Below are 25,641 nucleotides of genomic sequence, written 5' to 3'. Positions count from 1 at the left end.
CGGAGGCGTTTCCGCACGTCTCGCAGGCCTTCATCGTTCCTCCAGCGTTCGGTCGATCGGGGGTGGACGGGGATGGCGCCGGTCAGCATCCCCAGATGACGGAGGAGCCGGGAAAATCCCGGCCCCTCCGCGTGGTGCGTGGCGTTCCTAAATACCGCCGGTACGGTGAGCCGGATCGCCCGGTGGGACGCCGGGCCCGGTCTGGCCCCCGGAATCCTTCACGTTCGCCGCGGCGCCGCTGGCCTCGTCCTGCAGGTAGCTGGCCTCGTCCGAGGCCTCCTCCTTGACCGTTTGCGCCGATTCCCTGGCCGAGTCCTTGAGGCTTTCCATGGCCTCGGCCGCAGGTTGCTTCATGTCCTGTGCGATGTCCTTGGCGGCCTCGGAGATCTCGGTTGTCACCGGCTCCGCCTTGTCCTTGAGTGTGTGGACCATGTCGCGTTCCTTCTCGCTCCCGGGGACCAGGGAGGAAATCAGCAATCCTGCGCCGAAGGCGATCAGCCCGGCGGCCAGCGGGTTTCCGCGGGTCTGGGAGGCCATGGCGCGCGGTGCCTCGTGCAAGGCCTCCGGGACGGCCGAGCCGGCCTGATCCACGGAGCCCATGACAGCTTCCTTGGCCCGGCGCACGGAGCCCTTGATCTTCTCGCTCTGCCGATGGGCAATGTTCGAGGGCATGACCTTGTCGGCAATCGCGTCAACGTCCTCGCCAAGGTTGCCGCGGGTACGTTCGATGTCCTCACGAATCTCTTCCGGATTCCGGTTCATGGGGTTTCCTCCTGGGGGTTGAATGTTGGCGGAATGTCCTTAATGGTTTCGGCCGTCTTGGGCATGCCCTTGACCTCCTTGAAATGCTTCTTGCCCAGCGTGGCCATGATGGCGGCAATGATCGCCCAGATCACCGCGATCACCACCGCGGACCAGCCATAGCCCATCCAGGAGGCTAGTCCGACCATTGCCGCAAGCGAGAGGAAGAGCAGTACGAAGTGGCCGGCCACGCCGGCGCCTGCATACAGCCCCGCCACCTTGCCCGTCGAACGTGCGGTCTGGCGCAGCTCGGCCTTGGCCAGCTCCGCTTCCTGGCGCACCAGCTCCGAGACGTTCTGGCTCAGGTCGCTGAACAGTTCTCCGAGGGAAGCATCCGAGGTCGGGACTCCCTTCGCCTGCCCAGGGGGAATGTCGGTGCTGTGGGCTCCCGATGCCGTTGTTGGATATTCGCTCATGGCCCGGTGTACCCCTGCTCGGTGCCGTGCACCGCCGACGGGTTGTAGCCGACACCCGGGTTGCTCCCGGTGCCGCCCACCGCGCCTTCACCGATGGTTGGGTTCACCGTCGGCGGCAGCGGGCTGGCCGTTCGCGGTTGGGCGGCCTCCGGGAATCCGGGGGTTTCAACGGCGTTTTTCCGGCTCTGGTCCGGCCCGCTTCCGGCATTGCGGGTGATGCGCCCGGCGAGAAGACCCGCACCCAGCGCGATGCCCAAAAAGGCCCCGGGCCGTCGGCGTGCGAAGCCCTTGACCTCGTCAAGCAGGTCACCGGGCTCCCGCTGTTCAAGCCAGTCCGCCGCGTTCCCGCTGTGCTTTGCGGCTTGGTCGACCAACATCGACGCGCTGCCCGAGGCATCGGAGGACGCGAGCATGTTGCGCAGGTCCCCGCTGATCTGGCGCAGGTTGGCCGAAATCTTTTGCTGTTGGGTTCCCGCTTGTTCGCGGATGTCCGATCCAAGCTCGGAAAACAGGTTGGATGCCTGCTCCTTGGCCTGGTCCAGGACCTCTTCGGCCTCGCGCTTGGCCGTCTGGCCCACGTGCTTGGCGGAATCCACGCCCTCGCGAGCCAGCGCCCGGGTTTCCTCCTTGGCTTGCGCCCCCATGCCGGATTCGCCCTCCATGGGGGTTTCTGTTGTGGCCGGCGGCGGTGCCAACGGCATCTCAGTGCCCGCCGCAGCGAACGAGCCCGAATCCTGCGGGCTCACCGGTGCCGGAGGGCCGGCAGGTTCCAGTGGCCCAATCGGTTCGACAGGAACGCCGGGATGCGTGTGCACATCCGGTTCCAGTCCCCTGTCGTCAGCTGCGTCCCGGTCCCTCTCGATGTTGTCTTTGGGCCGATAGGCAGCGTTAAGATCGTTCTCACTCATTGGTGACCTCCAGTTGATCCATGCCCGCCGCCATTGGGCGAGCCGTATTCGTCGGAAAGTGCGTCCCGCGGTTTGCTTGGCGGACCCGCTTTGTGCCTCGCACCGGTTCCGGGGATCCGGTGCGGTCAAATGAATTTGCTTCGATATCGAACGGGTTCCCCGCGGGCCATGACCCCCGCAGAGTCCCGGACCGCGGCCCGGGACACCCAACCAAATTGCAACTCCGATCGCCTGCTTGGGGAAATCGGGTTGTATAAGTAGCAAACCAATATCGGCGCGGCTGCACAACCTTTTTGACACCAGCACCGGCCAATTGCCGTTTTTCCTTGCCTGGTCCCTGGCTCGGGTGCCGGTGGCCGCACAAATCCTTGCTCCGTGGCTGCCCGAATGCTTGACTGTGAACAAGGGCAGCAAGAACCCCGCCACGGATGTGGCACACGGATCATTGGGGGCAAGGGCAATGAGGCGAACTTCGGAACGACGGGCAAGCAATGGGTGATTTGGACCTGGTTCGCGCGGCCGCCCAGGACGTGGCAGCGGCACTGCTGCTGTTGCGCCAACGCCAGGATGCCTTTGAAGCTATCAGCGCCACGGCCCTGAAACACGGAATCAGCGCAACGGATATCGCTTCCGCCATGGTGCCGGAGGAACCTGGAATCGGGTTGCCGGTGGATATGCGCGGCAGCGCGCGCTAACGACCGGAGGTCCGCCTTCGGGCCAACCGCCAGCCGCCGACAACAAGGTTCGTCAACGCATCGCCACCCTTGGTGCGCGGACGCCACGCCAGCACGCTGAAGAACTTTCGCGGCCCCGTGGCACCACGCCCGTCAGCGTGACCCAGAAGGAACCCGTCCGCTCGGCACTACTCGAGCTCCGGTCCCCTGCGTCTTGCTGGGGGACTAAGCCAAAAGCAGCGAACGGACCGGGACTGCGATTCCGCCTACGTCGAACTAGAGTTCCGGTCGCCATGTTGATGCCACTGCCAGCGCTGGGGGCGGCAGGGGTGGCGGAATTTTGCTGGACGTCCGTGGGCACCTTTTATTGCCCTTAACGGAAGTTCCAGGAAGACCGATTCCACGCACATGCAACTGCCTGAACGTGCCTGATGCCCATCAATTATGAACTTTCGGGAACTTCGCCCTTTGAGCCCGAGCAAGCCGCTTGTTCGGCCGACTTCTCCGAGGCAAAGTCCGATTGATGTGCTGGGCTTCAAAATCAGGGGCGGTGTTTCAGTTGCCCCAATCGACCAGACTTTCCGAATATGGCACTTACGCGAGCTTCTGCCTGGTGGAGGCCCCAGCCACGATTTTTCGGATGGCCTTCGTGGCTTCTTCTTCGGTACCGGTATAGGGGTACTCGCCAATAATCGATCCGCCGCCAGATACGATTTCATAGTCAACGTTCTTCATGACTACATCAAGTTTCACACGCCCAGCTCGGGCATCTTCTACGAATCGACTGCTTCGTTTTGCGACGCTCCGTACCGACTTAGCCATGATCTACCTCCCTGTTGCTGTTCCATCTTATCCGTGAAACGTGGCCTTTTATCGTCTCCCCCAGAAAATACCATGCGAAGACAAACCAGGCCGCAAGTACCGAGCCGAAAACTAAGATCCAAGCCCCGTGCCACACCGGTTGGGCTACGGGAATTGCTGCAAGAATCGCCATGAGCACCAGAACTGTCGTGCACAAGTACAAGATCCATCTGAGAGGCTTAAGCAAATGCCCCTCATACGGGTGCTCTACCTGCCTACTGATCCATGACAAGAGCAATGCCGGACCGATTAAGAGTATGGATGCCGATGGCGAGGGAATAACGGCCGCCTTTGCCAGGACCACGTCGCTAAATATCCGAACCAGTGTTGCACTGAGCACGAGGAATGATGTGAAGACAAGTGCCGATTTTGTAAAGCTAAGCAGCCCGGCCTTGGCCGGAGTCAGCCGCGCAATCACGAGACCGTTGTAAAATCTATGTCCCGGTTCAAGAACAGAGTGGGCGATAAAAGGTGGCTCACTGCGGCTCCTCAATTCAAGGTGATCAATCTTTGTAGAAGACCCGGCGAAGTCGAACTCGACGAAGTCCAATGAGACGATGGTCAGACTCGAAGGTACCTCCAGTTCAAAGTGCTGGCTCGCGCTGAACCCATAGTCCGGAACGAGCTGGCTGAAATCCGCCTCGATGAAGTGCTCCGGTGAACGTGCTTGGACGTCTTGGTCGAAAGCATATTTCAGGGTGCACCGAACACCTACCATCGACTCATCGACTTCGACCATAAACAGATAGTTTCCGGCCAGCAGTCTGATCAGCAGATCAAGCTCCTGCGGAACCTCGATCTGCTCGCTCGCGGCCCAAATTTTATACTTGCTGAGTTCTTCGACCCGTGCTTGCTCGTTGCAATGGACAACACTTGAAATAACCTCGACAGCCCTGGATTCATCGCTTGGAGAAAAGTTCTTGAGGTTTCAGATCGCCGAGCAAAGCATCTCCACAGCGAGCTTGGAGTTGTCCTTGCGTCCAAGAATCGGTAGTGATTTCCCCTCAAATCGAGCATCCAGCCGGGTTTTAGTTCCCTTGTTCAGCACAGCCAGTGGAACGACAATGCGGCCTTTGCTGCCTTGGATCTGAGCATCCTCGGGGACAGTGACGTCTACGGATACATGACGACGAGTCCGGCCATCGGCACTCATGCGAAGCGAATCAACCCTCCGATGGGCCCAACTTTGCGATTCCAGGAGTAGCCGCAAAAGCACTTCGCCGTCGCTGGAATCCGGATTTTTTCCGACGAGAGTCGACAACTCCATATATCCTTTCAAGATCGGTGACGGAGGCGTGGCTTTACCTCTGCTGGCGAAACTTCTCGCGGCGCGGTTAGGCCCGAAGCATTTCCCAAAGCTGTTCTCTGGCCTCCACGAAATCAAACGACCCACCGGCCAACGTCGTGGTGACATGTTCCAAGGACCAGCTGACCAAGGCACCGTATCTGGCCGAGTAGATGCCCACGGAGTTGATTTTGTACGAGTCGGAGCGATCGAGCAAAGCGTAGGCCAGCAATTGGTAGATTTCATCAATGCCCAACGAGTCGCTCCGAGTGCCGCTCTTGGCGTTCTTGGTTCCCAGCCGGGTCTTGATGTCGATCAACAATCCATTGCAGATCAGGTCCGCTTCGGCAGCGATTAAGCGATCGTCGGCTCCCCCGCTTCGACGCGACGCGTCAAATTCGGGACCAAGGTGGAAGGGCGTCTTCAAGGCAGGAAGCAGGTTCCGGCCAGCCAGGCCACACAACGCCGTCATTTCCCGGACGGCAACTTCCGGTGCCTGGGACATCATGGAAGACACGTTGAATGATTTGGAGCCCAGTAGTTCAAACACAACCGACGGAGCAGCCATGCCAACCCGGTGGGCCGTTGCGCACAAGGCCAGCCCCCATACGGCCCGGGCAAAGCTTTCGGCTCCCCGCTCCCCGGCGTGTACAGACGAACCGGCGATCGAAGCCAGCTCATCCACTGTGCCTGTGTAATTTTTGTCCGCTCGCAAAAGGAATCGCGCCGACTGCGGCACGTCCGTTGGTTCCAACATTAGACGCACAGCCAGGTCCATCGCAGTTCCAACGGTGCCGGCGTGGGCCCCCATCGAGTCGASGATGATCTCCCCGACGCGAACCTTGTATTCCCGGCGGATGGGGGCGGTGTTCGGGAACCTCTGGTCGAGGAATTGCCATAGGGGCGTACTTTTGTCCTTCACGGCCTTGCTGAGCGTCAAGCCATTGGTGATGTCCATGGCCCGAGACTAACGTGAAGCACAGTCAGATTGGCCCTATGCCTTGCGTTTGCCCCACAACCGCCAGCCGCCGACGACAAGGTTCGTCAACGCATCGACGCCCCAGAACGCGGCAATGAGCGCCACCGCCCAGAACGGCAGCCACGGCTGCTGCCAGTCGGTGAGCATCACCAGTGCCAGGGCAACCAGGGCCTCCACGACGCCCCAGATGACCTGGGTGCGCGGGCGCCAGGCCAGCACGTTGAAGAACTTGCGGATACCGGTGGCCTCGCGCGCGTCGGCGCTCATGCCGCTGGCAATCGTGGAGCCCAGGGATTTGGGCTCCACCAGCACGGCGGCCTCCGGCAGCGTGCCTTCCTCGACGTAGTCGGCCAGGGATTCATCGCGGCCAAAGATTTTCAGCACGGTGCGCAGCTTGTCCACCGACCCGCTGCCGCCCAGGGCCTCGTTGAGCTGGGCGATCACGTCCTCGCCGATGCCGTATTCGGTCAGCTCGGCGATGGACTCCAGGTCCGGGGCCAGCCATTCGCGGGACAGGAAGTCGGCGACCTCTGCGGCATCGGTTCCGGGCACGGTGTCCAGCACCGGAGCTGCGGCAACCGACCAGCCGTGGCCGAAGCCCGGGTAGCCGTGGAGCTTGCGATTTTGTCCCTCGAACCAGAAGACCATGGAAAAGCGCGGGCCCAGGCGGGAAAGCATGATGGCGGGGAAGGTGGCGCGGGAGAGCATGATCTCGGGCATGTAGCCCTCGTGCACCGCCACGTCGCCGTGTTGGGTGGAGAAGTGTTGCCAGGCGGTCTTGGTCGCCCCGGCAAAGAGCGCGACCTCCGAGCCCTTGAAGGAACCCAGCAGCACCGAGCGCCCGCCGGTGGGGTACTCGAGGGCCGCGTCGTCGATGGGTTCGCCGCTTTCGGCATCCACCCCGTCGAAGTCGGCCCAGCGGGCCCCGGTCCCCCGCTTCAGGGCAATGGCAAATCCCTCGATCTGCTGCCCGAAGCTGGTGTTGCCGTCCGCATCGGCCATGACGATGAACCCCTCGGCGTTCACCGCCAGGACCATCTCGATCACGCAGAGCTCACCCCAGGAGACCGGCTCGGCCAGCAGCGCAATGGACTGCCTGGCGCGCAGCGTCTCGGAGATCCGCCGGTGTGCATCGCTCCCGGTGGGCTCGTCGAAGATCAGGGCCATGGAGGCGATCAGCCACTGCGGGCTCTCGCCTCCCGGCCCGGGGTGGGGGCTACTTGCCAAGGAACTTCTCAAACCCCTTGGGCAGGTTCAGTTCCGACGGGTCGAAGTCCTTGGGCCCGGCGCCGAAGGCGGCACCGGCCGGTGCCTTGGGCTTGTTGGCCTCGGCCGCGGCTAGCTGGGCGGCCTTGGCCGGGTTGCCGAACTTCGCCGGCTTCTTCTTCCCGCCCTTGGCACCCTTCTTGGCCCCGCCGCGCCCGCCGGGCATGCCCGGGATCGCTCCGCCGGAGGCCAGCTTCTTCATCATCTTCTGCGCCTCGCCGAAGCGCTCGAGCATCGAGTTGACCTCGGAGACGTGCACGCCCGAGCCCTTGGCGATGCGGGCGCGGCGCGAGCCGTTGATGATCTTCGGGGCCACGCGCTCGTGCGGGGTCATCGAGCGGACGATGGCCTCGATGCGGTCCATCTGCGACTCGTCGAACTGCTCGAGCTGCTGGCGGGAGATCTGCGACCCGGGCATCATGCCCAGGATCTTCTTCATCGAGCCCATCTTGCGGATCTGGGCCATCTGGGCCAGGAAGTCATCGAGGGTGAAGTCCTCGCGGTCGGCGAACTTCTTCGCCATCCGCTCGGCTTCGCCCTTGTCCCAGTTCTGCTCGGCCTGCTCGATCAGGGTGAGGATGTCGCCCATGTCCAAGATCCGCGAGGCCATGCGGTCCGGGTGGAAGATCTCGAAGTCGTCCAGGTTTTCGCCGGTGGAGGCGTACATGACCGGCTTGCCGGTCACCGAGGCCACCGAGAGGGCCGCGCCGCCGCGGGCGTCGCCGTCGAGCTTGGTCAGCACCACGCCGGTGACGCCGACGCCGTCGTTGAACGCCTGGGCGGTGTTGACCGCGTCCTGGCCGATCATCGCGTCGATGACGAACAGGACCTCGTCCGGGTTGACCGCGGCGCGGATGTCCGCTGCCTGCGCCATCATCTCGGCGTCGATGCCCAGCCGGCCGGCGGTGTCGACGATGACCACGTCGTGGAGCTTGGTGCGGGCTTCGGCCACGCCGTCGCGGGCCACCGCGACCGGGTCGCCGGTGGCGGACTCGAACTCGGAGGAGACGCCCGGGTGCGGTGCGTACACCGGCACCCCGGCACGTTCGCCGTTGACCTGGAGCTGCTTGACGGCGTTGGGGCGCTGGAGGTCGCAGGCGACCAGCAGCGGGGTGTGGCCCTGGGCCTTGAGGTGCTTGGCCAGCTTGCCGGCCAGCGTGGTCTTGCCGGCGCCCTGGAGGCCAGCGAGCATGATCACGGTCGGCGGGTTCTTGGCCAGGTTCAGCCGGCGGGTCTCCCCGCCGAGGATGCCCACGAGTTCCTCGTTGACGATCTTGACGATCTGCTGGCCCGGGTTCAGCGAGGCCGAGACCTCTTCGCCCAGGGCGCGTTCCTTGACCTGGGCCACGAAGGCGCGGACCACCGGAACGGCGACGTCGGCGTCCAGCAGGGCACGGCGGATCTCGCGTACGGTGCCGTCGATGTCGGCCTCGGACAGCCTGCCCTTGCCGCGCAGGTTCTTGAAGGTGGATGTCAGGCGGTCGGAGAGTGAATTGAACACGTGCCGTGCACTTCTTTCGTTGTGGGATTCAGGCGCGGTCTAACCCGCTGGACTCAACATCCAAGATTACCAAGAAAGACTGAGCGTTTTGGGCAACACGTGGCAATGTAGAGGAGTGAGCATTGAAACAGGCCATCACGGCGGCACCCACGTAAGCACATTGTTGATCCTCGGAGCCTCCGGCGACCTGACCGGAAGGCTGCTGCTTCCGGGCCTGGCCCGGCTGATCGGATCGGGCCGCGCCACCGGGCTGCACCTGGCCGGGGCCGGGGGCCCGGGCTACAGCCAGGAAAAATGGCAGCAGCGCGTCACGGAAACCTGCGAGGCCGCCATGGAGCACGCCACCGAGGCGGGCCGGGCGGAACTGGCGAAGGTCGCCAAGCACACCTCCTTCACCGAACTCGATGTCACCAAGCCCAACGAGTTGGCCAACCTGGTCGAGACGCTCGATGGCCCGGTGGCCCTCTACTTCGCCCTGCCCCCGGCCGTGAGCCAGAAGGCCTGCGAGGTGCTGGAACCCGGGCAWCTGCCCGAAACCACGCTCCTGGTCATGGAAAAGCCCTTCGGCTCCAACCAGCAATCCGCCCAGGGCCTGAACCGCACGCTGATCCGCCTGGTGCCGGAGGAGAACATCCACCGGGTCGACCACTTCCTGGGCAAGGGCACGGTGTTCAACATCCTGGGCCTGCGCTTCGCCAACCGGCTGCTCGAGCCCCTGTTCACCTCCGAGCACGTGGAGAAGATCGAGATCTTCTACGACGAGGAACTGGCTCTGGAGGACCGGGCCGGGTACTACGACGGGGCCGGGGCGCTGCGCGACATGATCCAGTCGCACCTGCTCCAGATCCTGGGACTGCTGACCATGAATGCCCCGGCAACCCTGAAGGAGCGCGACGTGCGCGACCACCTGGGCTCGGTGCTGCGTGCCACGGCCCTGGCCGGGGACCCGAGGAAGTTCACCCGCCGGGCCCGGTACACCGCCGGCACCTCCAAGGGACGCCCGGTGCCGGACTACGCGGCCGAGAAGGGCGTGGAGCCGGCGCTGAAGACCGAGACGCTGGCCGAGGTCACGCTGCACATCAACAACTCGCGCTGGGCCGGGGTCCCGTTCATCCTACGCGCCGGCAAGGCGCTGGGCACGGCCCGGAAGGAAGCGATCATCACCTTCCGCCCGGTCTCCCACCTGCCCACCGGCTTCAAGGGCACCGACAAGCCCACCAAGCTGCGGATCGGGTTCGGCCCCGACACCCTCTCGCTGGATTTGGACGTCAACGGCCCCGGCGACCTGTACACCCTGGACCACGTGACCCTGGCCGCGGAGCTGAACTCCCCGGACCTGCTCCCCTACGGCGAAGTGCTGCTCGGGGTGCTCTCCGGGGACCCGACCCTGTCGGTGCGCGGGGACACCGCGGAGGAATGCTGGCGGATCGTGGACCCGATCCTCACCGCGTGGGCCGATGACATGGTGGACCTGGACGAGTACCCGGCCGGGGGCAACGGCCCGGCGGGCTGGGACACCAACTGCACCCTGTAGCCGTAGGCGCCCGCTGAGCCTGGGCAGGCCATGCAAGGAATGCCGAACCGCGGTGCCCGACCGGGCATTACGCTGATGCCATGGGTACACACCAGAAGACGTGGCATCAGCAGCACCGGGACTCCCTGACCCTGGGCCAGCGCTCGGCCGACGTGCTGCGCAATTCCATGGGAAGCTGGCCGTTTGTGGGCAGCTTCGTGTTGTTCATGCTGCTCTGGGTGGCGGCCAACAGCTTCATCCGCCCAGGCCAGGTCTGGGATCCGTACCCGTATATCCTACTGAACCTGTTTTTGAGCATGCTGGCGGGGCTCCAGGGCGCCATCTTGTTGATCGCGGCCAAGCGCCAGGACGCGATCGCCGCGGCCATGGCCCAGCACGACCTGGACACGGACATGGGCTCGAAGAGGGACCTGGACCTCTTGATGGAGATGAACCGGGCGCAGCTGGCCATGATCGAGGAGCTGCGCACCGAGCTGCAGCGCCTGGGCAGGCCCGGAACGACCCCTGGCACCCCGGGCACCCCGGGCCGGTGAACCGCCGCCATTGACTCGCCGCGCGACACAGCCAGGAGATTTCCCGATGGTGGTTTCCCGCGGGCGGCAGGAGGTTGGTCGGGTGATGGTGGGCACAGCTGATCGTGGAGTCCACCATAGCTCTCAGTTGACCACGCGCTACGCGCTGCCGTGGCCCGGCAAAATAGCCGGCGCGGCCTCTCCGGTGCCGACGGCGGGCACGCGGCGGCGGCGCCCGAACCGAGGTGTTCGGGCAGGTCTCGGCAGGCGAAGCTGACACGGTAGCGATGGATGCCGCCCTCGACCACGACCCGGTGGTCCTGGGCCGATCTCCCCGCCCTGCCCGTGGAATCGCTCATCATCGGGGAGATCGGTTCCCCTCGCATCGACGAGGACGGCGCACCGGGGATACACCGGTCGGTCCTTCCACCCCGAGCCGGACGGGATCAGCAGGACCGGCAGTACTCCAGTCGCGTTTGTTCTCGCCCCTGCCTGCGGCTTGGCCTGACCTTGGACCCGATTTCCGTTGATGCCGGCGGGTGGGCGACGATCTCCGGTGGCAAAAAACAGGCAGGGCACGGGGCCCGGACAAAATGCACGATGCCCTGTTTGCCTCGGGGACATGGCAGCTGGGCAACCTGCAGGTGACCGTGGCCATCAACGGGGCCGTCTTCCGGTAAAAAGGCACCTCCGCGCCCGGGGTCGCCCGGCGGTGCCCGGGCACCGCCGGGCCCCTGCGAACCGGCCAACGGCTCAGGCCGTCAGCTCCTCACCGGCATCGCCGACCACCTGGACAAGGCCTCCGCGCTGGAAGCTGTTGCGCTGGCGCTGGGCACCGTTGCCGTGCCGTGCCAGGCGTTCCAGGCCCCCGTGGACAAAATCCGTGTCGCCGTTCAGGGACAACGCCTCGCCGATGAGCTGCAGCAATGCCTGAAGCAACCGGCCGGTCCCCAAGGTCCGCCCGCTGCCGGGGTCCACTTGGTTGCCGACCATGCCGTGCTTGGCTGCCTGCCAGAAGGCGAGGTCCAGGACCTCGGGCAACAGCGGCCTGCCCGTTGCGGGGGCACGCAGGCTCGTGTCGACCAGTGCGCGCACCAGCAGTGCCAGCAACACCGAGTCCTCGGCGCGCAGCTGCGCGTCCGCGATCCTGACCTCAACGGTCGGATACCGGCTGGACAGGCGCGCGGCCCAGCCGATGTGGCCCTGGTCCACGACCACCTCGGAAGCCAACAGGGTGTCCAACCGGGTCCGGTACTCGTGCCCGTCGGCAAAATACGGCTGGATGCCCTGCACCGACCACCGCCGGTAATGGATGCTGCGCCAGGAAGCGAAGCCGGTGTCGGCACCGTGCCACCACGGGGAGTTCGACCCGATCGCCAGCAGCAGCGGCAGCCAGGGCCGCAGGGCGTTCAGGGCCACGACACCGGCATCCGCATCGGGCACCGAGACGTGGACATGCAGACCCGAGACGTATTGCTCCGAGCTGATTCCGGGCAGGTACTCGTGCAGCCTGCGGTAGCGTTCCTGGTCGGCGATGACCGCCGGACCGGTGGGGACCACCGGTGCCGCTCCGAGTCCGACGGGCAGCAAGCCCAGCTCCTGGGCGGTGCGGGCCAGTTCCTTGCGGTACTCGCGCAACGAGGCAAGCGCCGCCGGTCCGTCACTGCAGATCGGCGTGGCGGTCTCCACTTGGCAGGCCAACAGCTCGGACTGGGTGGAATTCCCCCCGGCCCGGATGTCCATCAGTGCGGCGGAGGCCGCGGGATCCGGGACGCCGGGCATCCCGGTGTCCGGGTTGAGCAGGAAGAACTCTTCTTCGATGCCGAACGTGCTCATGGGGGTCCTCCCGGACGGTCTGTGGACGAAGCATGGTGCTGGTGGCGCGGCCGGCCAACGGCCGGCGGGACGATCGTTCGGGTCGTGGTGGCAGGGAAGGCCCGCCGGCATCCGCTCGGGGGATGCCGGGCTTGCGTGGTCCCGTGCGACGCCCGGGACCACGGATCAACGGCCTTGGTGCCGAAGTCCTACTTGCTGTCGTCGGCGTCGAGAGCCGGTCCGGATTCGGTGGCTCCGCCTTCGTCGGTCCAGTCATGGCCCGGGTCGGTGGACAGTGCCGGGTCCGAGACGTGGTCCTTACGGGTGTCCCGGTCCTTGGCTTCATCCGAAACGTCGTTGGTGGGTTCCTGGTTTTCATTCATGGTGTCTTGCTCCTTGTTGTTGTGTTGTGAAGGATTCGGTGGAGTGCCGCCATCCCGGCCGGCGTGCTGCTGCTGGGGCTCGTCGAAGCGAAGCAGCTTGTGCGTGCCGTCGCAAAACGGCTTGATCTTCGACCCGCCGCATCGGCACAGTGCCACGGTCCCGCGCCGCGGATCGACCGGTTGGTTGTCTCCGTCGAGGATGTCGAAGCTGCCCCGCACGATCAGCGGGCCACGCGGACACACGGTGATGCTGGTCGGCCCGGAACCGCTCACGATGCGCCCTGGAGTTGGGCGCGCAGGGAGCTGGTTCCCGACTGCCAGGCGTTCATCTGCCAGGTCCCGGCCAACGTGTCGAGCAGGATGACGGTCGCCGCACCGAAGAACACGTCCTGCATCATCCGGGGGTCCGCTTCGATGAGTCCGCCGGCGAGGTCCCTTCCGGCGATCTGCTCGTGGACGGCATCCGCCTCCACGTGTTCATCGAAGTAGTCGGTGACGGGCGAGTCGAATCCGAGGCGCCGGAATCCGCGGGCGTACTTGGCGTTGGGCAACGACGACGTCATCTCGTAGATCGCGAGGTGGCCGCAGGTCGCGCCGCGGTGGCGCCGGTGGAGCCCGAAGAGGGAGATGGCGTTGACCGAAGCCAGCGTGATGGCCGGGATGGCCTCGATGTAGCTCCCGAAGTCGTGCTCGAGTCCCAAGCCCTCCATGGTCCGGGCAAACAGCTCTGCATGCGTTCGGCCGGGGACCCCGCCGCCGTATTCGTCGGCCTGGATCTCCACCAGCGCCGACTTTGCCCGTCCGCTCAGCCGGGGAATCGCCCAGGTGTGCGGATCGGCCTCCTTGAGCTGGTAGATGGACTTGTGGATGAGGAATTCGCGAGCCTGTTCAAGGGTTGCCTGGCGTGCCACAAACGAGGAGACCGAGGGGCCCGTCGCCGCCCGGGCCATCTCGAAAAGCGCGTCGGCAACCGATTGCGCGTTCGGCGCGGGTTGGGGAACTTCTCCGACGGTGTCGTTCAGGCGTTGCTCGAAGCAGTCCTCGAGCCGCTTGCGCAGTGCGAGGAGCGGCGGATGCCATTCCCAGTCGTCGCGGATGGAATCGAAGCCCGAGTAGTGCAGTTCGTACAGCACAAACAGGCTTAGCTGGAGGTCCTCGTTGAACAGGAAGTCGGCATCGGCACGGAAGGCCTCCTCAAGCATTTCCTCAAGATAGCCCAGGTCTTGGGGCAAGACCGTGCGCATGAGCGTCGTCAACAGGGCGGAACTGAGCGGGCCACGTTCCGTGGGAAGTTCTCGCATGATGCTCCGTTCGTGAATTGGTGCTGTTGGAAATCCGGCCATGCAGCTCCCCTTGCGGCGGGCCGCCGTGGTCGTCGTTCTCGTCTGCAGAGGTTGGTCCTGGACCAACCGTAATTTACCGATAGCCGGCCGACAAGGTTTTTGCCATGCTTCGACAGGCGGCCGGGAACACCGCCGGCGGGCAGGGCAGGTTCCGGCCGGGAGGCAGACCCGGCAGGTGCTGATGCACGATTCCGCGGCGCACCAGGGGGCTCCTCCCCAGCGGGATTTTCTGAGGGCGGCTCTCCCGATATGCAAGGGCGTGGAGGATGGCGGCCGAGCGATCGGCCAGGGCGGGCAAAGCGCACCGAGTGGCCATGCCGCGCCACTGCTTCTGGGCGTTGAAGCTGCGCTCGACTTTCATTGCGCCGCTTGAGCCCTCCCTGGTCGCGGGTCACCGGCCGCCCGCCGGGTCCATGCGCTTCCGGTTGGCTTTCCGGTCGCCCTTTCGGGTGGGCCATTCACTGGATGCCGCGCACGCGCGGGTATTCTCAGCTGCCCGGGAGCAGTAGGCCTTGTCGGCCAGGGTCGTCTTCGGACGGGTCTTGATCGGCCAGGCAAGGGGACCGTGACCCTCACGACACCAGGAGATTGTCGAACATCGGGGATTCCTCGGCCTGCCCCGGTCCGGCCTTCGCCACCAAGGGGCGCTGCTACCCCTCGACCAGTCAGGGGATCTCGACCTTCAGCCCGCTGCCGGACCTGCCGATGGCGTGGTCAGGCGTCCCGCGGTGCATATTCTTGTCAATCGATGGGCTCCCCTGCGCGGCGCGGGATGTTTTGCAGTGCCGGTGGGCACGGTTGATCGTTGAGTTCACCGACACGCACCAGTCGAACAGGACGCGGCTCTCGGCATGGCCCAGCATGACCGCCAGCGCGGGGTTCCAGGACGCGATGTTCCCGGTGCAGTCGGTGGCGTAGCCGCGATGGCGCTTCCACCGGCCCTCCTCGAACCGAAGTTTTCGGGCACGTCCCCCGGGGATTGCCGACGCGGTAGCGGAAAATGCTGCCCTGGACCATGGGCCGATGGTCCTTGTACTGATCTCCCTGCTCATGACCGTGTAATCGGCCGTGCTCCAGGAGCTGCGCACCGAGTTGCAGCGCCTGGGCAGCCCCGGAACCGGACCGGGCGCCCCGGGCCGGTGAACCGCCTCCACCACCATTGACTCGCCGCGCGGCACAGCTACTGTGGTGCCATGTCGGCCACCAGCAAAACAGGCCAGTCCGAACTGGCCGTTCGCCTCCCCAAGGTCTCGGTCTTCGGGTTACTTGCGGCCGCCGTGCTGTTCATGGCCTCGGCGGTGCTGCAGCACCTGGCTTCGATCCAACGCTGGGTGGTGCTGCGCGGGCAACGTCCCGGCAACGAGCTCACGGTCGAAGACCACGAATTGGACTACAGCTTCCCCGCAGATCCCTGGGAGACGATCGGGACCGCGGCCCAGCTCTTCGGGGCGGCCACGCTCCTCCAGGCCGTGGGCGTCCTGGCCATGGCCCTGGGCGTGCTTGCCGTGCCTCGCGTGGCACCCAACCGGATCGGCATCGTCGCCGAGCGGGCGCTCGCACTCTTGGTTGCCGCCGCGTTCGCCGTCATGGGTGCCCATGCCCTGATCTCGGGGATCAACGGCGCGCCCTCCGATCTGCAGCACTCGCGGGTGTTGGCCCCGCTCATGGTCTGGTGCGGATTCGGCGGCCTGGCAGCCCTGGCGTGGCTGTGGTCCGGCATGTCGAGGGCGGCATCGGTGGCGTGCGTGTTCCTGGTGGGTTCAAACATGTTCGGTGCCGCGATCGCCAATTTCACGGTCGCTGCCATGATCGCCGGCTACGTCTCTCATGACACGACCCCCTGGCTCGAAAGCGTGGTCGCCGGCACGAGCGCCGCGGCCGCCCTGGCCATGGTCTTCGCAGCCGGCACCGTGGTGCGCCGCTACCGGCGCGCGGGATAAGACCAAGCCCACGCACCGGCGCAGGTCCACTGCCATTGACTTCGACGGTGCGCTGGCTAGGGTGGGGCCATGTCGGCCATCAACGATTCGTCCCGGGTCACGCGGAGCGTCGGCTTCCGCACTTCTTCGTTCACGCTCCTGATCGGAGCCGCCCTACTGTTTCTCGCCTCGGCCGTCATACAGCAGCGGGCCTCGATCCAGGGCTGGGAGGTCTTCAACGGCGAGCTGTCCGGCGACGGGCCGGGGGTCGACCCTCAGGATCCGTTCGCCGCCACGGCTCGGCTGTACAGTGTGGCCAACTGGCTCAAGGTGCTCGGGATGCTGGCGATGGCCGCGGGGGTGCTGGCACTGCCGCGGGTGGCGCAAAAACGCAAGGCAGTGGTTGCCGGGTCGGTGGCAGTGGTCCTTGTGGCCGTCTCGTTCGGAATCCACGCGATGCTCGCCGGGGACCAAGGTTCCACCGGCATCCAGACCCTCATGATGGATCCGGCGTTGCCGGTGCGGATGATGTTTCTTCTCTCCTTGGTCGGCCTGGTGGCCGCGGCCATCTGGTGGCGGGGCAGCTCGCTGCCGGCGATGATCGGGTGCTTGTGCCTGCTCGGATCCACCGTGCTGGGCGATTTCGTGGCTTCCATCGTCATCACTCCCCTGCTCTACATGTTTGCCGGCGACGGGTTCTTCCCGGTCACCGAAATGGTGCTCATTGCAACCACCGCCGCGGCCGGCATCTCGATGCTTTTCGCAGTCGGTTCGCAGGTGCGCAGGGCCAGCCGCACCGACTGAGCACCGGGGCCCTTGGCCGGCTGCCTGGGCAACCATTGACTCCTGCAGGCATATTGCTACGGTTGGGCCATGTTGGGGATAAACGAAACCGGTGGGTGCGCCCGGGAAGTGCGCTTCCGCAAGACATCGTTCCTATTCATGCTCGCCGCCACGGTGCTGCTCCTGGTTTCCTTTACGCTGCAGCTGATTGCCTCGTTGCAGCGCTGGGTCACCTTCAGCGGCTCCCAGGGGCCGACTGACCGATCGGTCGAAGACCACGCCTATGACTACTTCCTGCCTTTTGAGGGCTGGGAGCCCATCGGCAACGCCGCCCAGCTCCTCGGAGCGGGTTTGCTCATCCAGGTGCTCGGCCTGCTCGCGATGGCGCTGGCGGTCATGCTGCTTCCGGCCGCGTCACCGGTGTTCGGCCGGGCCGCCACCGTCGGCATCGCCGTGGTCGAAGTCGTTTTGGTGCTCCTGGTGGCGGCCGCCTTCACGCTCCATGGCGGATTGGTCTTGGTCGCCGGGGTCAACGGGACGGCTACCGGGCTGGAGATCGGACCGGGGGTGTTCTGGTCGATGCTCTTGGTCGCGCTGATCGGGCTGGTGGCATTGGCCCTGTTCTGGGGATCCAGGTTGCCGGCGGCCGGTGTTGCGTGCGTGTTCCTGATCGGGTCGACGATGGCGGGCTACCTCTTGGCCACCTACATGGTGGCACCGCTCTTCTTTGGCATGTCCCACGACACCGCCCGCTTCACCGAGACGGTGGTCGCGGCATCCACCGCCGCCGCGGCGGTGGCCGCGGCCGTCGGCGCCAGGGACGTGGTTCGGCGCGCGGCCGCCCGCGTGGAGCCCGCGTAGTGTCCGAATCGGATTGATCCGGGCCCCGGCCAGCCTCGCCCGGCGGCGGAAACCAGCGCAGCCATTGACTCGTGCGGGCACGTTGCTACGGTTGGGCCATGTCGGGCAGCAAGCCATCGGGAACGGACGTCAAAGCCCTGCGTTTTCGCAGGGCCAGGATCCTGTGGCTGTCCATTGCCGGCGCCCTGTTCCTGGTCTCCTGCCTCGTGCAGCTGGCCGCGGTCCTGCAGCGCTGGGTGGTCCCCGCCGGCACCCGTGGGCCCAGGGGCCTGTTGATCGAAAACCACCGCTACGACTACTACTTCCCCGTGGAGAACTGGGTCCCGCTGGGCACGACCGCACAGCTGTTCGGTCTCGCAATGCTGCTGCAGGCGATCGGGGTCCTGGCCATGGCCGCCGGCGTCATGTTCCTGCCGGATCCAACGGTGGACCACCTCAGGATCGTCGGGATCGCCGCTGCCACATGCGAGGCACTGCTTGCCGTCCTCTTCGCGGCCTCCTTCGCCGTGATCGGGTCCCATGCTCTCATCTCCGGCCTCAACGGAGCCGCGTCCGGGATGCCGGATGCCACTGGGCTGTCCTGGGGCGTGCTCCTGGCCGGGATGGTGTCTCCGCTGATCCTTGCCACCCTGTGGCGCGTCAGGCTGCCGGCCGCCGGCGCCGCATGTGTGTTCCTGCTCGGCACCGGCTTCGCAGGCTATCTCGCGGCCATCTACGTGATCTCGCCCCTGATTGCGCTCAAGGCCTATGACGCCGGGTGGGCCGAGTCGGTGATGGCGGCATCGACGGGCGCCGCGGCGGCGGCCATGGCGGTGGGTGCCCTGTTCCTTGCGCGGCGCTCGTTGCCTGCCGCTTAGCCGCCCGCAGTTCCTTGCGCCCTGGCCCGCTTTGCGCTTGGCTCTTAGGGAAACCGGAACCGGCCTTCCCGCGAAGGAACTGCTGATTCCAGCCCCCGGATTCCGGCCTGATTGCGCATGCCTCCCGGCCACAGGGAGGCCCCTTCCGTTGCGCACCGTATACAACAAMGGGCGCGCCCGTGTGTGGCGCAGGGCCCGGCAGGGAATACGGTAGGAGGAGGACAACCTTTATCGTTGGATTCCCCGATGACCCCGACGACCATATTCTGCGCGGCCGGCACCGGCACGACAGCCCCGACACAAAGGCTAGATTTTGAACGGCAATGCAACGTTTAGGCACGACAACGCGGCCCTTTTGGCCGTCACCAGCGTGCAGGCCCCCAGGGTCCTGAGTTCGGCCGAATTCGACGAACGCCTGGCCCCCAGCCTCAAGCGGTTGCGCCTGTCCAAGAAACTGCTTGAACGCGTCTCCGGTGTCGTGGAACGCCGCTGGTGGTCCGAGGGCACCAGCTTCGACGACGCAGCGGTGGAGGCCGGCGGCAAGGCCATGGCCGAGGCCGGCATCGAGGCGGGCCAGATCGGCCTGCTGATCAACACCTCGGTGACCCGGCGCAACCTCGAGCCCTCGGTTGCCTCGAAGGTGCACAACGATCTCGGCCTGCCTTCCTCTGCGATGAACTTTGACATCACCAATGCCTGCCTGGGCTTTGTCAACGGCATGACCCTGGCCGCGAACATGATCGATTCCGGACAGATCAAGTACGCGCTGGTGGTGGCGGGCGAGGACGCCCAGACCACCCAGGAAACCACCTTTGCCCGGCTCAACGCCGAGGATTCGACCCGCGAGGACTACCTGAACCAGTTCGCCACCCTCACCCTGGGCTCGGGTGCCGCCGCCGCGGTGATCGGCCCGGCCGACGCACATCCCGGCGCCCACCGGATCGTGGGCGGCGTCTCGCGCGCCGGGACCGAACACCACGAATTGTGTGTGGGCGGCCTGAACGGCATGTACACCGACACCAAGGGACTGCTGGACAACGGACTGGAATTGGTGGTCAACGCCTGGGACGAGGCGCACCAAGCGGGCTGGAACTGGCGGTCAATGGATCGCTACGTGACCCACCAGGTATCCAATTCCTATACCAATGCCATTATCAAGGCCGTGGGCCTGGTCCGGGACCGGGTGCCGATCACGTTCCCCAAGTGGGGCAATGTCGGGCCGGCCTCGCTGCCAATGACGCTTTCCCAGGAAGCCAAGACGTTGAAGCCCGGTGACCGGGTGTTGTGCATGGGTGTCGGCTCGGGCCTGAACACCGCCATGATGGAGCTTGCCTGGTGACCGAGATCTTCCCCGGCGTCGCTCGCCGGTACTCCCGCCGCGTCCAGGTTCCCTCCACCTCGGTCGTGGATGCACCGGGCACCAACCACCAGTGGCACCTGCTGGACAACGACTCCGAGCTCAAGGATCAGGGCATCGATCCGGTGGGCACCCTGCTGTGCGTGCACGGCAACCCCACCTGGTCCTACCTCTGGCGCGACCTGCTGAACCACGTCTCCGCCCACGAGCTGCCCTGGCGCGTGGTGGCGGTGGACCAGCTGGATATGGGCTTCTCCGCCCGCACCGGCGTGTTCCGCCGGCTCGCGGACCGGGTCAACGACCTGGGCGACCTGACCACCACGCTGGGGATCCGCGGCCCGGTCACCACGGTGGGACACGACTGGGGAGGACTCATCTCCCTGGGCTGGGCCCTGGCACACCAACAGCAGCTGGCCAACGTGGTGCTCACCAACACCGCGGTGCACCCGGCCGGATTCGAGCTGCCCGCCGCCCTGCGCCTGGCCTCCCACCCGGCGGTGCACGGATGGGGAACCAAGACCACCGATGCGTTCCTGCGCACCACCCATTCCTTGGCCCACCCGGCCCTGAAGCCGGAGGTCCGCAAGGCCTTCATGGCCCCCTATGCGAACGCCAACCGGCGCACCGGGGTGGGCAACTTCGTGGCCGACATCCCCTTCACCGAGGACCACCCCAGCCGACCCGCGCTCGAAGCAATCGCCGAGGGCATCAAAACCCTGAAGGTCCCTGCCCTGCTGCTCTGGGGCCCGAAGGACCCGGTCTTCTCCGACCGCTACCTGCGCGATCTCATGGACCGGCTCCCCCACGCCGCGGTCCACCGCTTCGAGGGAGCCGGCCACCTGCTGCCCGAGGACCGCGACATTGCCACCCCGGTCTTTGACTGGCTCGGCCACAACACCGAATCAAAAGCCGCCCACCGCGCGCAGGCCCTGGCCGTCTACCGGCCGATGCTGGCCGAGCTCGACGAGCGCACCGAAGACAACACCATTGCTGTTGTTGACATCAACCCGCCGCGTTCCCTGTCCTGGTCGCAGCTGGGCCAACGGGTCAACGCCCTGGCCGGCGGCCTGGCCGGGATCGGGGTCAAGTCCGGTGACCGGGTGAACCTGCTGGTGCCCCCGGGCATCGAGCTGACCTCGCTGATCTATGCCTGCCTGCGCCTGGGCGCGGTCATTGTCGTGGCCGATGCCGGACTGGGCACCCAGGGACTGGGACGGGCCATCCGCGGGGCGGGACCGAGCTACCTCATAGGAATCGACCGGGCGCTGACCGGCGCCAGGTTCCTGGGCTGGCCCGGAACCCGGATCGCCGTATCGGACATGCCAACCGCCAAGCGCAAGCTGCTCGGGGTGGCACACACGATCCCCGAGCTGCTCGAGGCAGGCAGCCACGCAACACCAACGGGCACGGACTTCGCCGAGGCGGACCCGGACGCGGACGCCGCGGTGCTCTTCACCTCAGGCTCCACCGGGCCAGCCAAGGGCGTCGTGTACACCCACCGGCAGCTGGCCGCGATGCGCGACACCCTGCGCGAGACCTACGACCTGAAGGCCGGCTCGGCCCTGGTGGCCGGGTTCGCCCCATTCGCACTGCTCGGCCCCGCGCTGGGTGCCACCTCGGTGACCCCGGACATGGATGTCACCGCACCGCGCACGCTCACCGCCGGCGCCCTGGCGGATGCCGCAGCGGCCGTGGATGCCACCACGGTGTTTGCCTCCCCCGCGGCCCTGGCCAATGTCCTGGAAACCCGGGATTCCTTGGACGCATCCCAGCGCCTGGTCCTGGAAGGCATCTCGCTGATGCTTTCGGCCGGGGCCCCGATCCCCGAACCCCTGCTCGCCAAGGTCCAGGAGCTGGTCCCCAATGCCCGGGTGCACACCCCCTACGGGATGACGGAGGCCCTTCCGGTCACCGACATCGACCTGGAGTCCATCCGTGCCGCAGGATCGGGCAACGGGGTCTGCGTGGGCACCCCGGTCGCCGGGGCGCAGGTTGCCATTGCGCCCCTGGACGCCAACGGAACGGCTGGCGACACGCCTGAAACAACGCCCAACCACACCGGTGAGATCCTGGTCCGTGCCCCGCATGTGAAGGACCGCTACGACAGGCTCTGGATCACCGAGCGCTTGAGCACCTCGATCCCCGGCTGGCACCGCACCGGGGACGTGGGACACCTCGATGACGCCGGACGCCTCTGGGTCGAGGGACGGCTGGGCCACGTGCTCAACACCCCCACCGGGCCCAAGACCCCGGTGGCTGCCGAGCAGGCCGCCGAATCCGTCACCGGCGCCGGACGCGCCGCGCTGGTCGGCGTGGGCCCCGCGGGGACCCAGGCCTCCGTGGTGGTCATGGAGACCCTGCCACCGGCCCGCCGCGCGGCCCCCGCACCCGAGACCCTGGCCCAGGCCGTGCGTGCCGCGGTCGCCCGCACCGGGACCAAGGTCTCCGCGGTGCTGGTGGTCCCGGAGCTGCCCACCGACATCAGGCACAACTCCAAGATCGACCGGGCCGCACTGGCCGCATGGGCCACCACCACGTTGGCCGGCGGAAGGATCCGCAACCCATGAGCACCGAGCCGAATCCCGTGGCCCCGCGCCGCGTGCTGGTCACCGGGGCCAGCGGGCTGCTCGGCGGGGCCGTGGCCGCGCTGCTGCGGGCCAAGGGGCACCAGGTGCGCACCTTCCAGCGACGGGCCTCCACCGCGGCCACCGACGAGGTGCTGGGCTCGCTGACCGACCCGGCCGCGGTCCGCCGTGCCGTGGAGGGCATGGATGCCGTCATCCACCTCGCGGCCAAGGTCTCTTTCACCGGGTCCTGGCACGACTTCGTGGCCACCAACATCACCGGAACCAACACCCTGCTCGAAGCGGCCAGGGACGCCGGAGCCATGGACTTCGTGTTTGTCTCTTCCCCCTCGGTCGCCCACTTCGGCGAGCCGCTGGCCGGAGCCGGGGCCGGGGTTGCCGATCCGGACCGTGCCCGCGGGAACTACGCCCGGTCCAAGGCTGCCGCCGAGCTCAACGCGCTGGCCCGGGACTCACCGGAATTCCGGGTCACGGCCATCCGGCCGCACGTGGTCTGGGGCCCGGGCGACACCCAGCTGGTGGAACGGGTGATCGAGCGGGCCCGGGCCGGCAGGCTTCCGCTGCTGGACCAGGGAGCCGCGCTGATCGACACCACCTACATCGACAATGCCGCAGGTGCCATCGTGCGCGGGCTCGAGCGCATGGATTACGCGCACGGACGTGCACTGGTGGTCACCAACGGCGAACCGCGCCCGGTGGGCGAGCTGATCGCCGGGATCTGCAATGCCGGAGGCGTTCCCGCGCCGCGGATCAGCGTCCCGGGCTGGCTGGCGAGAGGTGCGGGCTCGGTCATTGAGCGCTTGTGGCTCGCGGCCGGGTCGCGGAACCTGGTTYGCGACGAACCGCCCATGACCAGGTTCCTGGCCGAGCAGCTCTCCACCGCGCACTGGTTCGACCAGCGCGAAACCCGCGAGGTGCTGGACTGGGAGCCCAGCGTGGGCATTGACGAGGGGCTGGATCGGCTCGCCTCCCACTATGGCGGGACCGGACCCGGGCAGGCCAGCTAACCCGGCACAACGCCGCACCACCGGCCATCTGGGGCTGCGCCACGCCGCTGAGGCCATGGTTGCCAGGGATGCCTCTCACCACGGAAAATACGGCAATCAAACCGACGGGACAATTCCCCGCGCATGGCCTCCCACGTGGTCGCGCTCCTGGCCGGCATCGGGTTGCTTTCGGCTGCCCCACGCCCGCTGCGCGGCATGCTGCTGCTGGTGGTGCTCTCGGGCATCTTCCACCCAGCCAGGTAAATCGACTACGAAGAGGCGATCGTTGCGCTGGTCGCAGCCATGTGGTTGACCACCGCGCACGGGACCTTGCCGTGGTCCCCCAGCCGTGCAACGGCCATTAAAGCGGGGATTGTCAGGCTGCGAGGCGCAGTGCCGGTGCCGGGAGTCGCGACGTTCTTGGCCTTGCCGGGTGACCGGCTCGGCCCATCGTGCCGACCATCAAAGGCCCGGGCAATGTTCGCGACCAGTCGCGGCGGGACACTGGACTGATTTGCGCTGCGCGGTGACAAGGAACGGTTCTTCTCCCGGCATTCCATGGCCACCCGCACTGTGCGCAACGGCGTCGTCCGGTGCTCCCCGGACCCCGCGGGAAACGCAAGGATAGCCGGGCCGAATTCATGATTTCCATCCCGCTCCAGGGCCTATCGGACACCGTACTGGGTGCCACGCCGCAGTGGCTATCCATCATTCACCCTGAAAACCCTCGCCACCGTCAAGAGCAGCAGTGCAACGCCACCCCCAGGCTGCCTCTCGGTGGTGCCGGGATCCGCCGTGCCCCGGACCGGCACCGGACGAAGCGTGACATGGAACAACCCTCGCCCGGTGTTGCCAAGAGAACACCGAGGATCCCTGGAAACCTGAACATCACCGGCACGGAAAAGACATCGGGGTAACGCCCGGCGATTCCCGGCAACATTGCAGCCGATCGGGCGCATCCTTATAGCAAGACCACACCGGTCTGCCGTTTGCCCCCCCCAACTCCACGGGGAGAACCGGCACGAAACCGAGCGATTGCGAGCACGCCATGGCGCGAACCGGCCTCCCGGAACGTCTCGGCGCCTTGGCCGTGGCCGCGTGCATTTCCCTCGCCTTGTTGCTTGGAACCTCGCCGTCGCCGGTGCTTTCGACGCCCCCGGCGGTGGGCACCGCGAGTACCGCCGGCCACGCAGAGCTGGTGCCGCACCGCGCGGGCCCCGCAGCAACAGCCAAAACCGCGTTGCTGGTCGGCGACTCGCAATCGGCCGGAGCCGCGAACGTTCCCGGGCATCGGACGTGGACCCAAACCGCGTTGCGGGCCTCCGGATACGACGTGCAGTTCGTGGGTGCCGGAGGAATCGGGTTCGTCGCATCGAACGGGTCCGGATCGCCGAACTACCCCACCTCGCTCAACCAAGGCCGATGGGCTCTTCCATCCGGGGCGCCCGCATTGGTGGTCATCGAAGGCGGCGGCAACGATGCCAGGACCGGGGCCACCGATGCCCAGATCCTGCAGGGGGCCGACGCAACCGTCCAAGCACTTCACCACCGTTACCCGACATCGCGGATGCTGATGATCGGGACCCTCTCCGGTGTCCGGTCACCGGCCGGCTCCCGGCGCGCGGAGGTGGATCGCCTGCTGGGGAACTACGCCCGCAGCCACCACATCGCCTTCGTGGGAGCCGGGGACTGGTTGGCACGGTACGGCCTGGTGAGCCACCTGGCCGACGACGTGCATCTGACCCAGGATGGGCACGATTTGCTCTCCGGGGTATTGGCCACGCGCCTGGCCACGCTTCACCTGGGCCAGAAGGACACCACCGCGACGCTGCCGGCCACGGTGCCAGCCAACGCCCAGGCGGTCGACCCCCAGCGATGATGGCGGGCCCGGCGCAGGTGGAAGGCGTCCGTTCGGCCCTTGGCCAGGGGGGTGCCCCTATCCGGTTCGTCAAGTCTTTCGCGGGGTATTCCAAGAATCTTTGCACCTATTCGTAAGCATGCCAAGGTGGTCCTGG

At 66.3% G+C, this 25,641-nt stretch carries 24 protein-coding genes; 11 read left to right on the top strand and 13 right to left on the bottom strand.

The genetic code is table 11. The annotated features are described in order from the left end of the window. Window positions 1-147: 147 nt before the first annotated feature. Genes BLJ79_RS13455 through BLJ79_RS13445 form a run of 3 tightly spaced genes read right to left on the bottom strand, consistent with a single transcriptional unit; the run spans window position 148 to window position 1,879 of the window. Window positions 148-762, bottom strand: a complete 615-nt coding sequence (locus BLJ79_RS13455; protein ID WP_071215271.1) for a DUF3618 domain-containing protein — start codon at window positions 760-762, stop codon at window positions 148-150. Then, entirely contained in the window at window positions 759-1,217 is a 459-nt protein-coding gene (locus tag BLJ79_RS13450) for a phage holin family protein (protein ID WP_071215270.1), read from the bottom strand. Before BLJ79_RS13450 ends, BLJ79_RS13455 begins: the two co-directional genes overlap by 4 nt. Then, a complete protein-coding gene (locus BLJ79_RS13445; protein ID WP_071215269.1) occupies window positions 1,214-1,879 on the bottom strand; it encodes a hypothetical protein in 666 nt (221 codons plus the stop codon). Before BLJ79_RS13445 ends, BLJ79_RS13450 begins: the two co-directional genes overlap by 4 nt. 737 nt (window positions 1,880-2,616) lie before the next feature. Between BLJ79_RS13445 and BLJ79_RS13440 the strand changes: the two genes are divergently transcribed. Further along, window positions 2,617-2,820 carry a hypothetical protein gene (locus BLJ79_RS13440; protein WP_071215268.1) on the top strand — a complete coding sequence of 68 codons (204 nt, stop codon included), beginning with the start codon at window positions 2,617-2,619 and terminating at the stop codon, window positions 2,818-2,820. 573 nt (window positions 2,821-3,393) lie between these two features. On the opposite strand, the gene BLJ79_RS22935 is transcribed toward BLJ79_RS13440, so the two are convergent. The 6 genes from BLJ79_RS22935 to ffh form a co-directional block, all read right to left on the bottom strand. Continuing rightward, window positions 3,394-3,621 (bottom strand): hypothetical protein, encoded by a 228-nt coding sequence (locus tag BLJ79_RS22935; protein ID WP_139194871.1) that lies wholly within the window; start codon window positions 3,619-3,621, stop codon window positions 3,394-3,396. Next, window positions 3,614-4,399, bottom strand: coding sequence for a hypothetical protein (locus BLJ79_RS13435; RefSeq protein ID WP_071215267.1), 786 nt, complete (start codon window positions 4,397-4,399; stop codon window positions 3,614-3,616). The genes BLJ79_RS22935 and BLJ79_RS13435 overlap by 8 nt, the downstream gene beginning before the upstream one ends. A 189-nt stretch (window positions 4,400-4,588) precedes the next feature. Further along, a complete protein-coding gene (locus BLJ79_RS22930) occupies window positions 4,589-4,927 on the bottom strand; it encodes a hypothetical protein (RefSeq protein ID WP_139194870.1) in 339 nt (112 codons plus the stop codon). A gap of 67 nt (window positions 4,928-4,994) precedes the next feature. Beyond that, on the bottom strand, window positions 4,995-5,903 hold the full coding sequence (locus BLJ79_RS13430) for a hypothetical protein (RefSeq protein ID WP_071215266.1): 909 nt from the start codon (window positions 5,901-5,903) through the stop codon (window positions 4,995-4,997). Window positions 5,904-5,939: 36 nt separating this feature from the next. Further along, window positions 5,940-7,151, bottom strand: coding sequence for a hypothetical protein (locus BLJ79_RS13425; RefSeq protein ID WP_139194869.1), 1,212 nt, complete (start codon window positions 7,149-7,151; stop codon window positions 5,940-5,942). Further along, the gene (ffh, locus tag BLJ79_RS13420) at window positions 7,141-8,691 is read right to left on the bottom strand and encodes a signal recognition particle protein (RefSeq protein ID WP_071215264.1); all 1,551 of its coding nucleotides are present in this window, start codon (window positions 8,689-8,691) and stop codon (window positions 7,141-7,143) included. Before ffh ends, BLJ79_RS13425 begins: the two co-directional genes overlap by 11 nt. Before the next feature lie 115 nt (window positions 8,692-8,806). Here ffh and BLJ79_RS13415 point away from each other — a divergent pair, with 115 nt between their 5' ends. After that, entirely contained in the window at window positions 8,807-10,225 is a 1,419-nt protein-coding gene (locus tag BLJ79_RS13415; protein ID WP_071215263.1) for a glucose-6-phosphate dehydrogenase, read from the top strand. Window positions 10,226-10,305: 80 nt separating this feature from the next. Continuing rightward, window positions 10,306-10,758, top strand: a complete 453-nt coding sequence (locus tag BLJ79_RS13410) for a DUF1003 domain-containing protein (protein WP_083411295.1) — start codon at window positions 10,306-10,308, stop codon at window positions 10,756-10,758. A 732-nt stretch (window positions 10,759-11,490) separates the two neighbouring features. Here BLJ79_RS13410 and BLJ79_RS13405 read toward each other — a convergent pair. The 4 genes from BLJ79_RS13405 to BLJ79_RS22925 form a co-directional block, all read right to left on the bottom strand. Then, window positions 11,491-12,573: a carboxylate-amine ligase gene (locus BLJ79_RS13405; protein WP_071215262.1), complete on the bottom strand. Its 1,083-nt coding sequence runs from the start codon at window positions 12,571-12,573 to the stop codon at window positions 11,491-11,493. A gap of 188 nt (window positions 12,574-12,761) precedes the next feature. Then, window positions 12,762-13,208 carry a CDGSH iron-sulfur domain-containing protein gene (locus BLJ79_RS23935; RefSeq protein WP_083411293.1) on the bottom strand — a complete coding sequence of 149 codons (447 nt, stop codon included), beginning with the start codon at window positions 13,206-13,208 and terminating at the stop codon, window positions 12,762-12,764. Beyond that, window positions 13,205-14,236: an iron-containing redox enzyme family protein gene (locus tag BLJ79_RS13395; RefSeq protein WP_071215261.1), complete on the bottom strand. Its 1,032-nt coding sequence runs from the start codon at window positions 14,234-14,236 to the stop codon at window positions 13,205-13,207. The genes BLJ79_RS23935 and BLJ79_RS13395 overlap by 4 nt, the downstream gene beginning before the upstream one ends. Before the next feature lie 707 nt (window positions 14,237-14,943). Continuing rightward, window positions 14,944-15,330, bottom strand: a complete 387-nt coding sequence (locus tag BLJ79_RS22925; protein ID WP_139194867.1) for a hypothetical protein — start codon at window positions 15,328-15,330, stop codon at window positions 14,944-14,946. 141 nt (window positions 15,331-15,471) lie between these two features. Between BLJ79_RS22925 and BLJ79_RS13380 the strand changes: the two genes are divergently transcribed. The 8 genes from BLJ79_RS13380 (at window position 15,472) to BLJ79_RS13345 (ending at window position 25,505) form a co-directional block, all read left to right on the top strand. After that, the gene (locus BLJ79_RS13380; protein WP_071215258.1) at window positions 15,472-16,218 is read left to right on the top strand and encodes a hypothetical protein; all 747 of its coding nucleotides are present in this window, start codon (window positions 15,472-15,474) and stop codon (window positions 16,216-16,218) included. 69 nt (window positions 16,219-16,287) lie between these two features. Beyond that, complete coding sequence (locus tag BLJ79_RS13375; protein ID WP_071215257.1) at window positions 16,288-17,001, top strand: hypothetical protein; 714 nt, start codon at window positions 16,288-16,290, stop codon at window positions 16,999-17,001. A gap of 69 nt (window positions 17,002-17,070) precedes the next feature. Further along, window positions 17,071-17,841, top strand: coding sequence for a hypothetical protein (locus BLJ79_RS13370; RefSeq protein ID WP_175475478.1), 771 nt, complete (start codon window positions 17,071-17,073; stop codon window positions 17,839-17,841). A gap of 98 nt (window positions 17,842-17,939) precedes the next feature. After that, window positions 17,940-18,698 (top strand): hypothetical protein, encoded by a 759-nt coding sequence (locus BLJ79_RS13365; RefSeq protein ID WP_071215255.1) that lies wholly within the window; start codon window positions 17,940-17,942, stop codon window positions 18,696-18,698. Window positions 18,699-19,011: 313 nt separating this feature from the next. Further along, entirely contained in the window at window positions 19,012-20,037 is a 1,026-nt protein-coding gene (locus BLJ79_RS13360; RefSeq protein ID WP_071215254.1) for a 3-oxoacyl-ACP synthase III, read from the top strand. Then, the gene (locus BLJ79_RS13355; RefSeq protein ID WP_083411291.1) at window positions 20,034-22,622 is read left to right on the top strand and encodes an alpha/beta fold hydrolase; all 2,589 of its coding nucleotides are present in this window, start codon (window positions 20,034-20,036) and stop codon (window positions 22,620-22,622) included. Before BLJ79_RS13360 ends, BLJ79_RS13355 begins: the two co-directional genes overlap by 4 nt. Further along, complete coding sequence (locus BLJ79_RS13350; protein ID WP_071215253.1) at window positions 22,619-23,647, top strand: NAD-dependent epimerase/dehydratase family protein; 1,029 nt, start codon at window positions 22,619-22,621, stop codon at window positions 23,645-23,647. Before BLJ79_RS13355 ends, BLJ79_RS13350 begins: the two co-directional genes overlap by 4 nt. A 1,027-nt stretch (window positions 23,648-24,674) precedes the next feature. Further along, complete coding sequence (locus BLJ79_RS13345; RefSeq protein WP_071215252.1) at window positions 24,675-25,505, top strand: SGNH/GDSL hydrolase family protein; 831 nt, start codon at window positions 24,675-24,677, stop codon at window positions 25,503-25,505. The last annotated feature ends 136 nt before the right edge of the window (window positions 25,506-25,641 follow it).

It is taken from the genome of Arthrobacter sp. UCD-GKA, assembly GCF_001863355.1.
Classification (GTDB): domain Bacteria; phylum Actinomycetota; class Actinomycetes; order Actinomycetales; family Micrococcaceae; genus Paeniglutamicibacter.
Note: the sequence above shows the minus strand (reverse complement) of the source record. Positions and strands in the feature narration are given on the sequence as shown.

Bases quoted from the DNA above. Each gene is read 5' to 3' on its own strand.
- BLJ79_RS13435 (WP_071215267.1), bottom strand. From the start codon at position 4,399: ATGGTCGAAGTCGATGAGTCGATGGTAGGTGTTCGGTGCACCCTGAAA.
- BLJ79_RS13450 (WP_071215270.1), bottom strand. From the start codon at position 1,217: ATGAGCGAATATCCAACAACGGCATCGGGAGCCCACAGCACCGACATT.
- BLJ79_RS13445 (WP_071215269.1), bottom strand. From the start codon at position 1,879: ATGGAGGGCGAATCCGGCATGGGGGCGCAAGCCAAGGAGGAAACCCGG.
- BLJ79_RS13370 (WP_175475478.1), top strand. From the start codon at position 17,071: ATGTTGGGGATAAACGAAACCGGTGGGTGCGCCCGGGAAGTGCGCTTC.
- BLJ79_RS13395 (WP_071215261.1), bottom strand. From the start codon at position 14,236: ATGCGAGAACTTCCCACGGAACGTGGCCCGCTCAGTTCCGCCCTGTTG.
- BLJ79_RS13365 (WP_071215255.1), top strand. From the start codon at position 17,940: ATGTCGGGCAGCAAGCCATCGGGAACGGACGTCAAAGCCCTGCGTTTT.
- BLJ79_RS22925 (WP_139194867.1), bottom strand. From the start codon at position 15,330: ATGAGCAGGGAGATCAGTACAAGGACCATCGGCCCATGGTCCAGGGCA.
- BLJ79_RS13440 (WP_071215268.1), top strand. From the start codon at position 2,617: ATGGGTGATTTGGACCTGGTTCGCGCGGCCGCCCAGGACGTGGCAGCG.
- BLJ79_RS22935 (WP_139194871.1), bottom strand. From the start codon at position 3,621: ATGGCTAAGTCGGTACGGAGCGTCGCAAAACGAAGCAGTCGATTCGTA.
- BLJ79_RS13380 (WP_071215258.1), top strand. From the start codon at position 15,472: ATGTCGGCCACCAGCAAAACAGGCCAGTCCGAACTGGCCGTTCGCCTC.
- BLJ79_RS13405 (WP_071215262.1), bottom strand. From the start codon at position 12,573: ATGAGCACGTTCGGCATCGAAGAAGAGTTCTTCCTGCTCAACCCGGAC.
- BLJ79_RS13455 (WP_071215271.1), bottom strand. From the start codon at position 762: ATGAACCGGAATCCGGAAGAGATTCGTGAGGACATCGAACGTACCCGC.
- BLJ79_RS22930 (WP_139194870.1), bottom strand. From the start codon at position 4,927: ATGGAGTTGTCGACTCTCGTCGGAAAAAATCCGGATTCCAGCGACGGC.
- BLJ79_RS13410 (WP_083411295.1), top strand. From the start codon at position 10,306: ATGGGTACACACCAGAAGACGTGGCATCAGCAGCACCGGGACTCCCTG.
- BLJ79_RS13375 (WP_071215257.1), top strand. From the start codon at position 16,288: ATGTCGGCCATCAACGATTCGTCCCGGGTCACGCGGAGCGTCGGCTTC.
- BLJ79_RS13345 (WP_071215252.1), top strand. From the start codon at position 24,675: ATGGCGCGAACCGGCCTCCCGGAACGTCTCGGCGCCTTGGCCGTGGCC.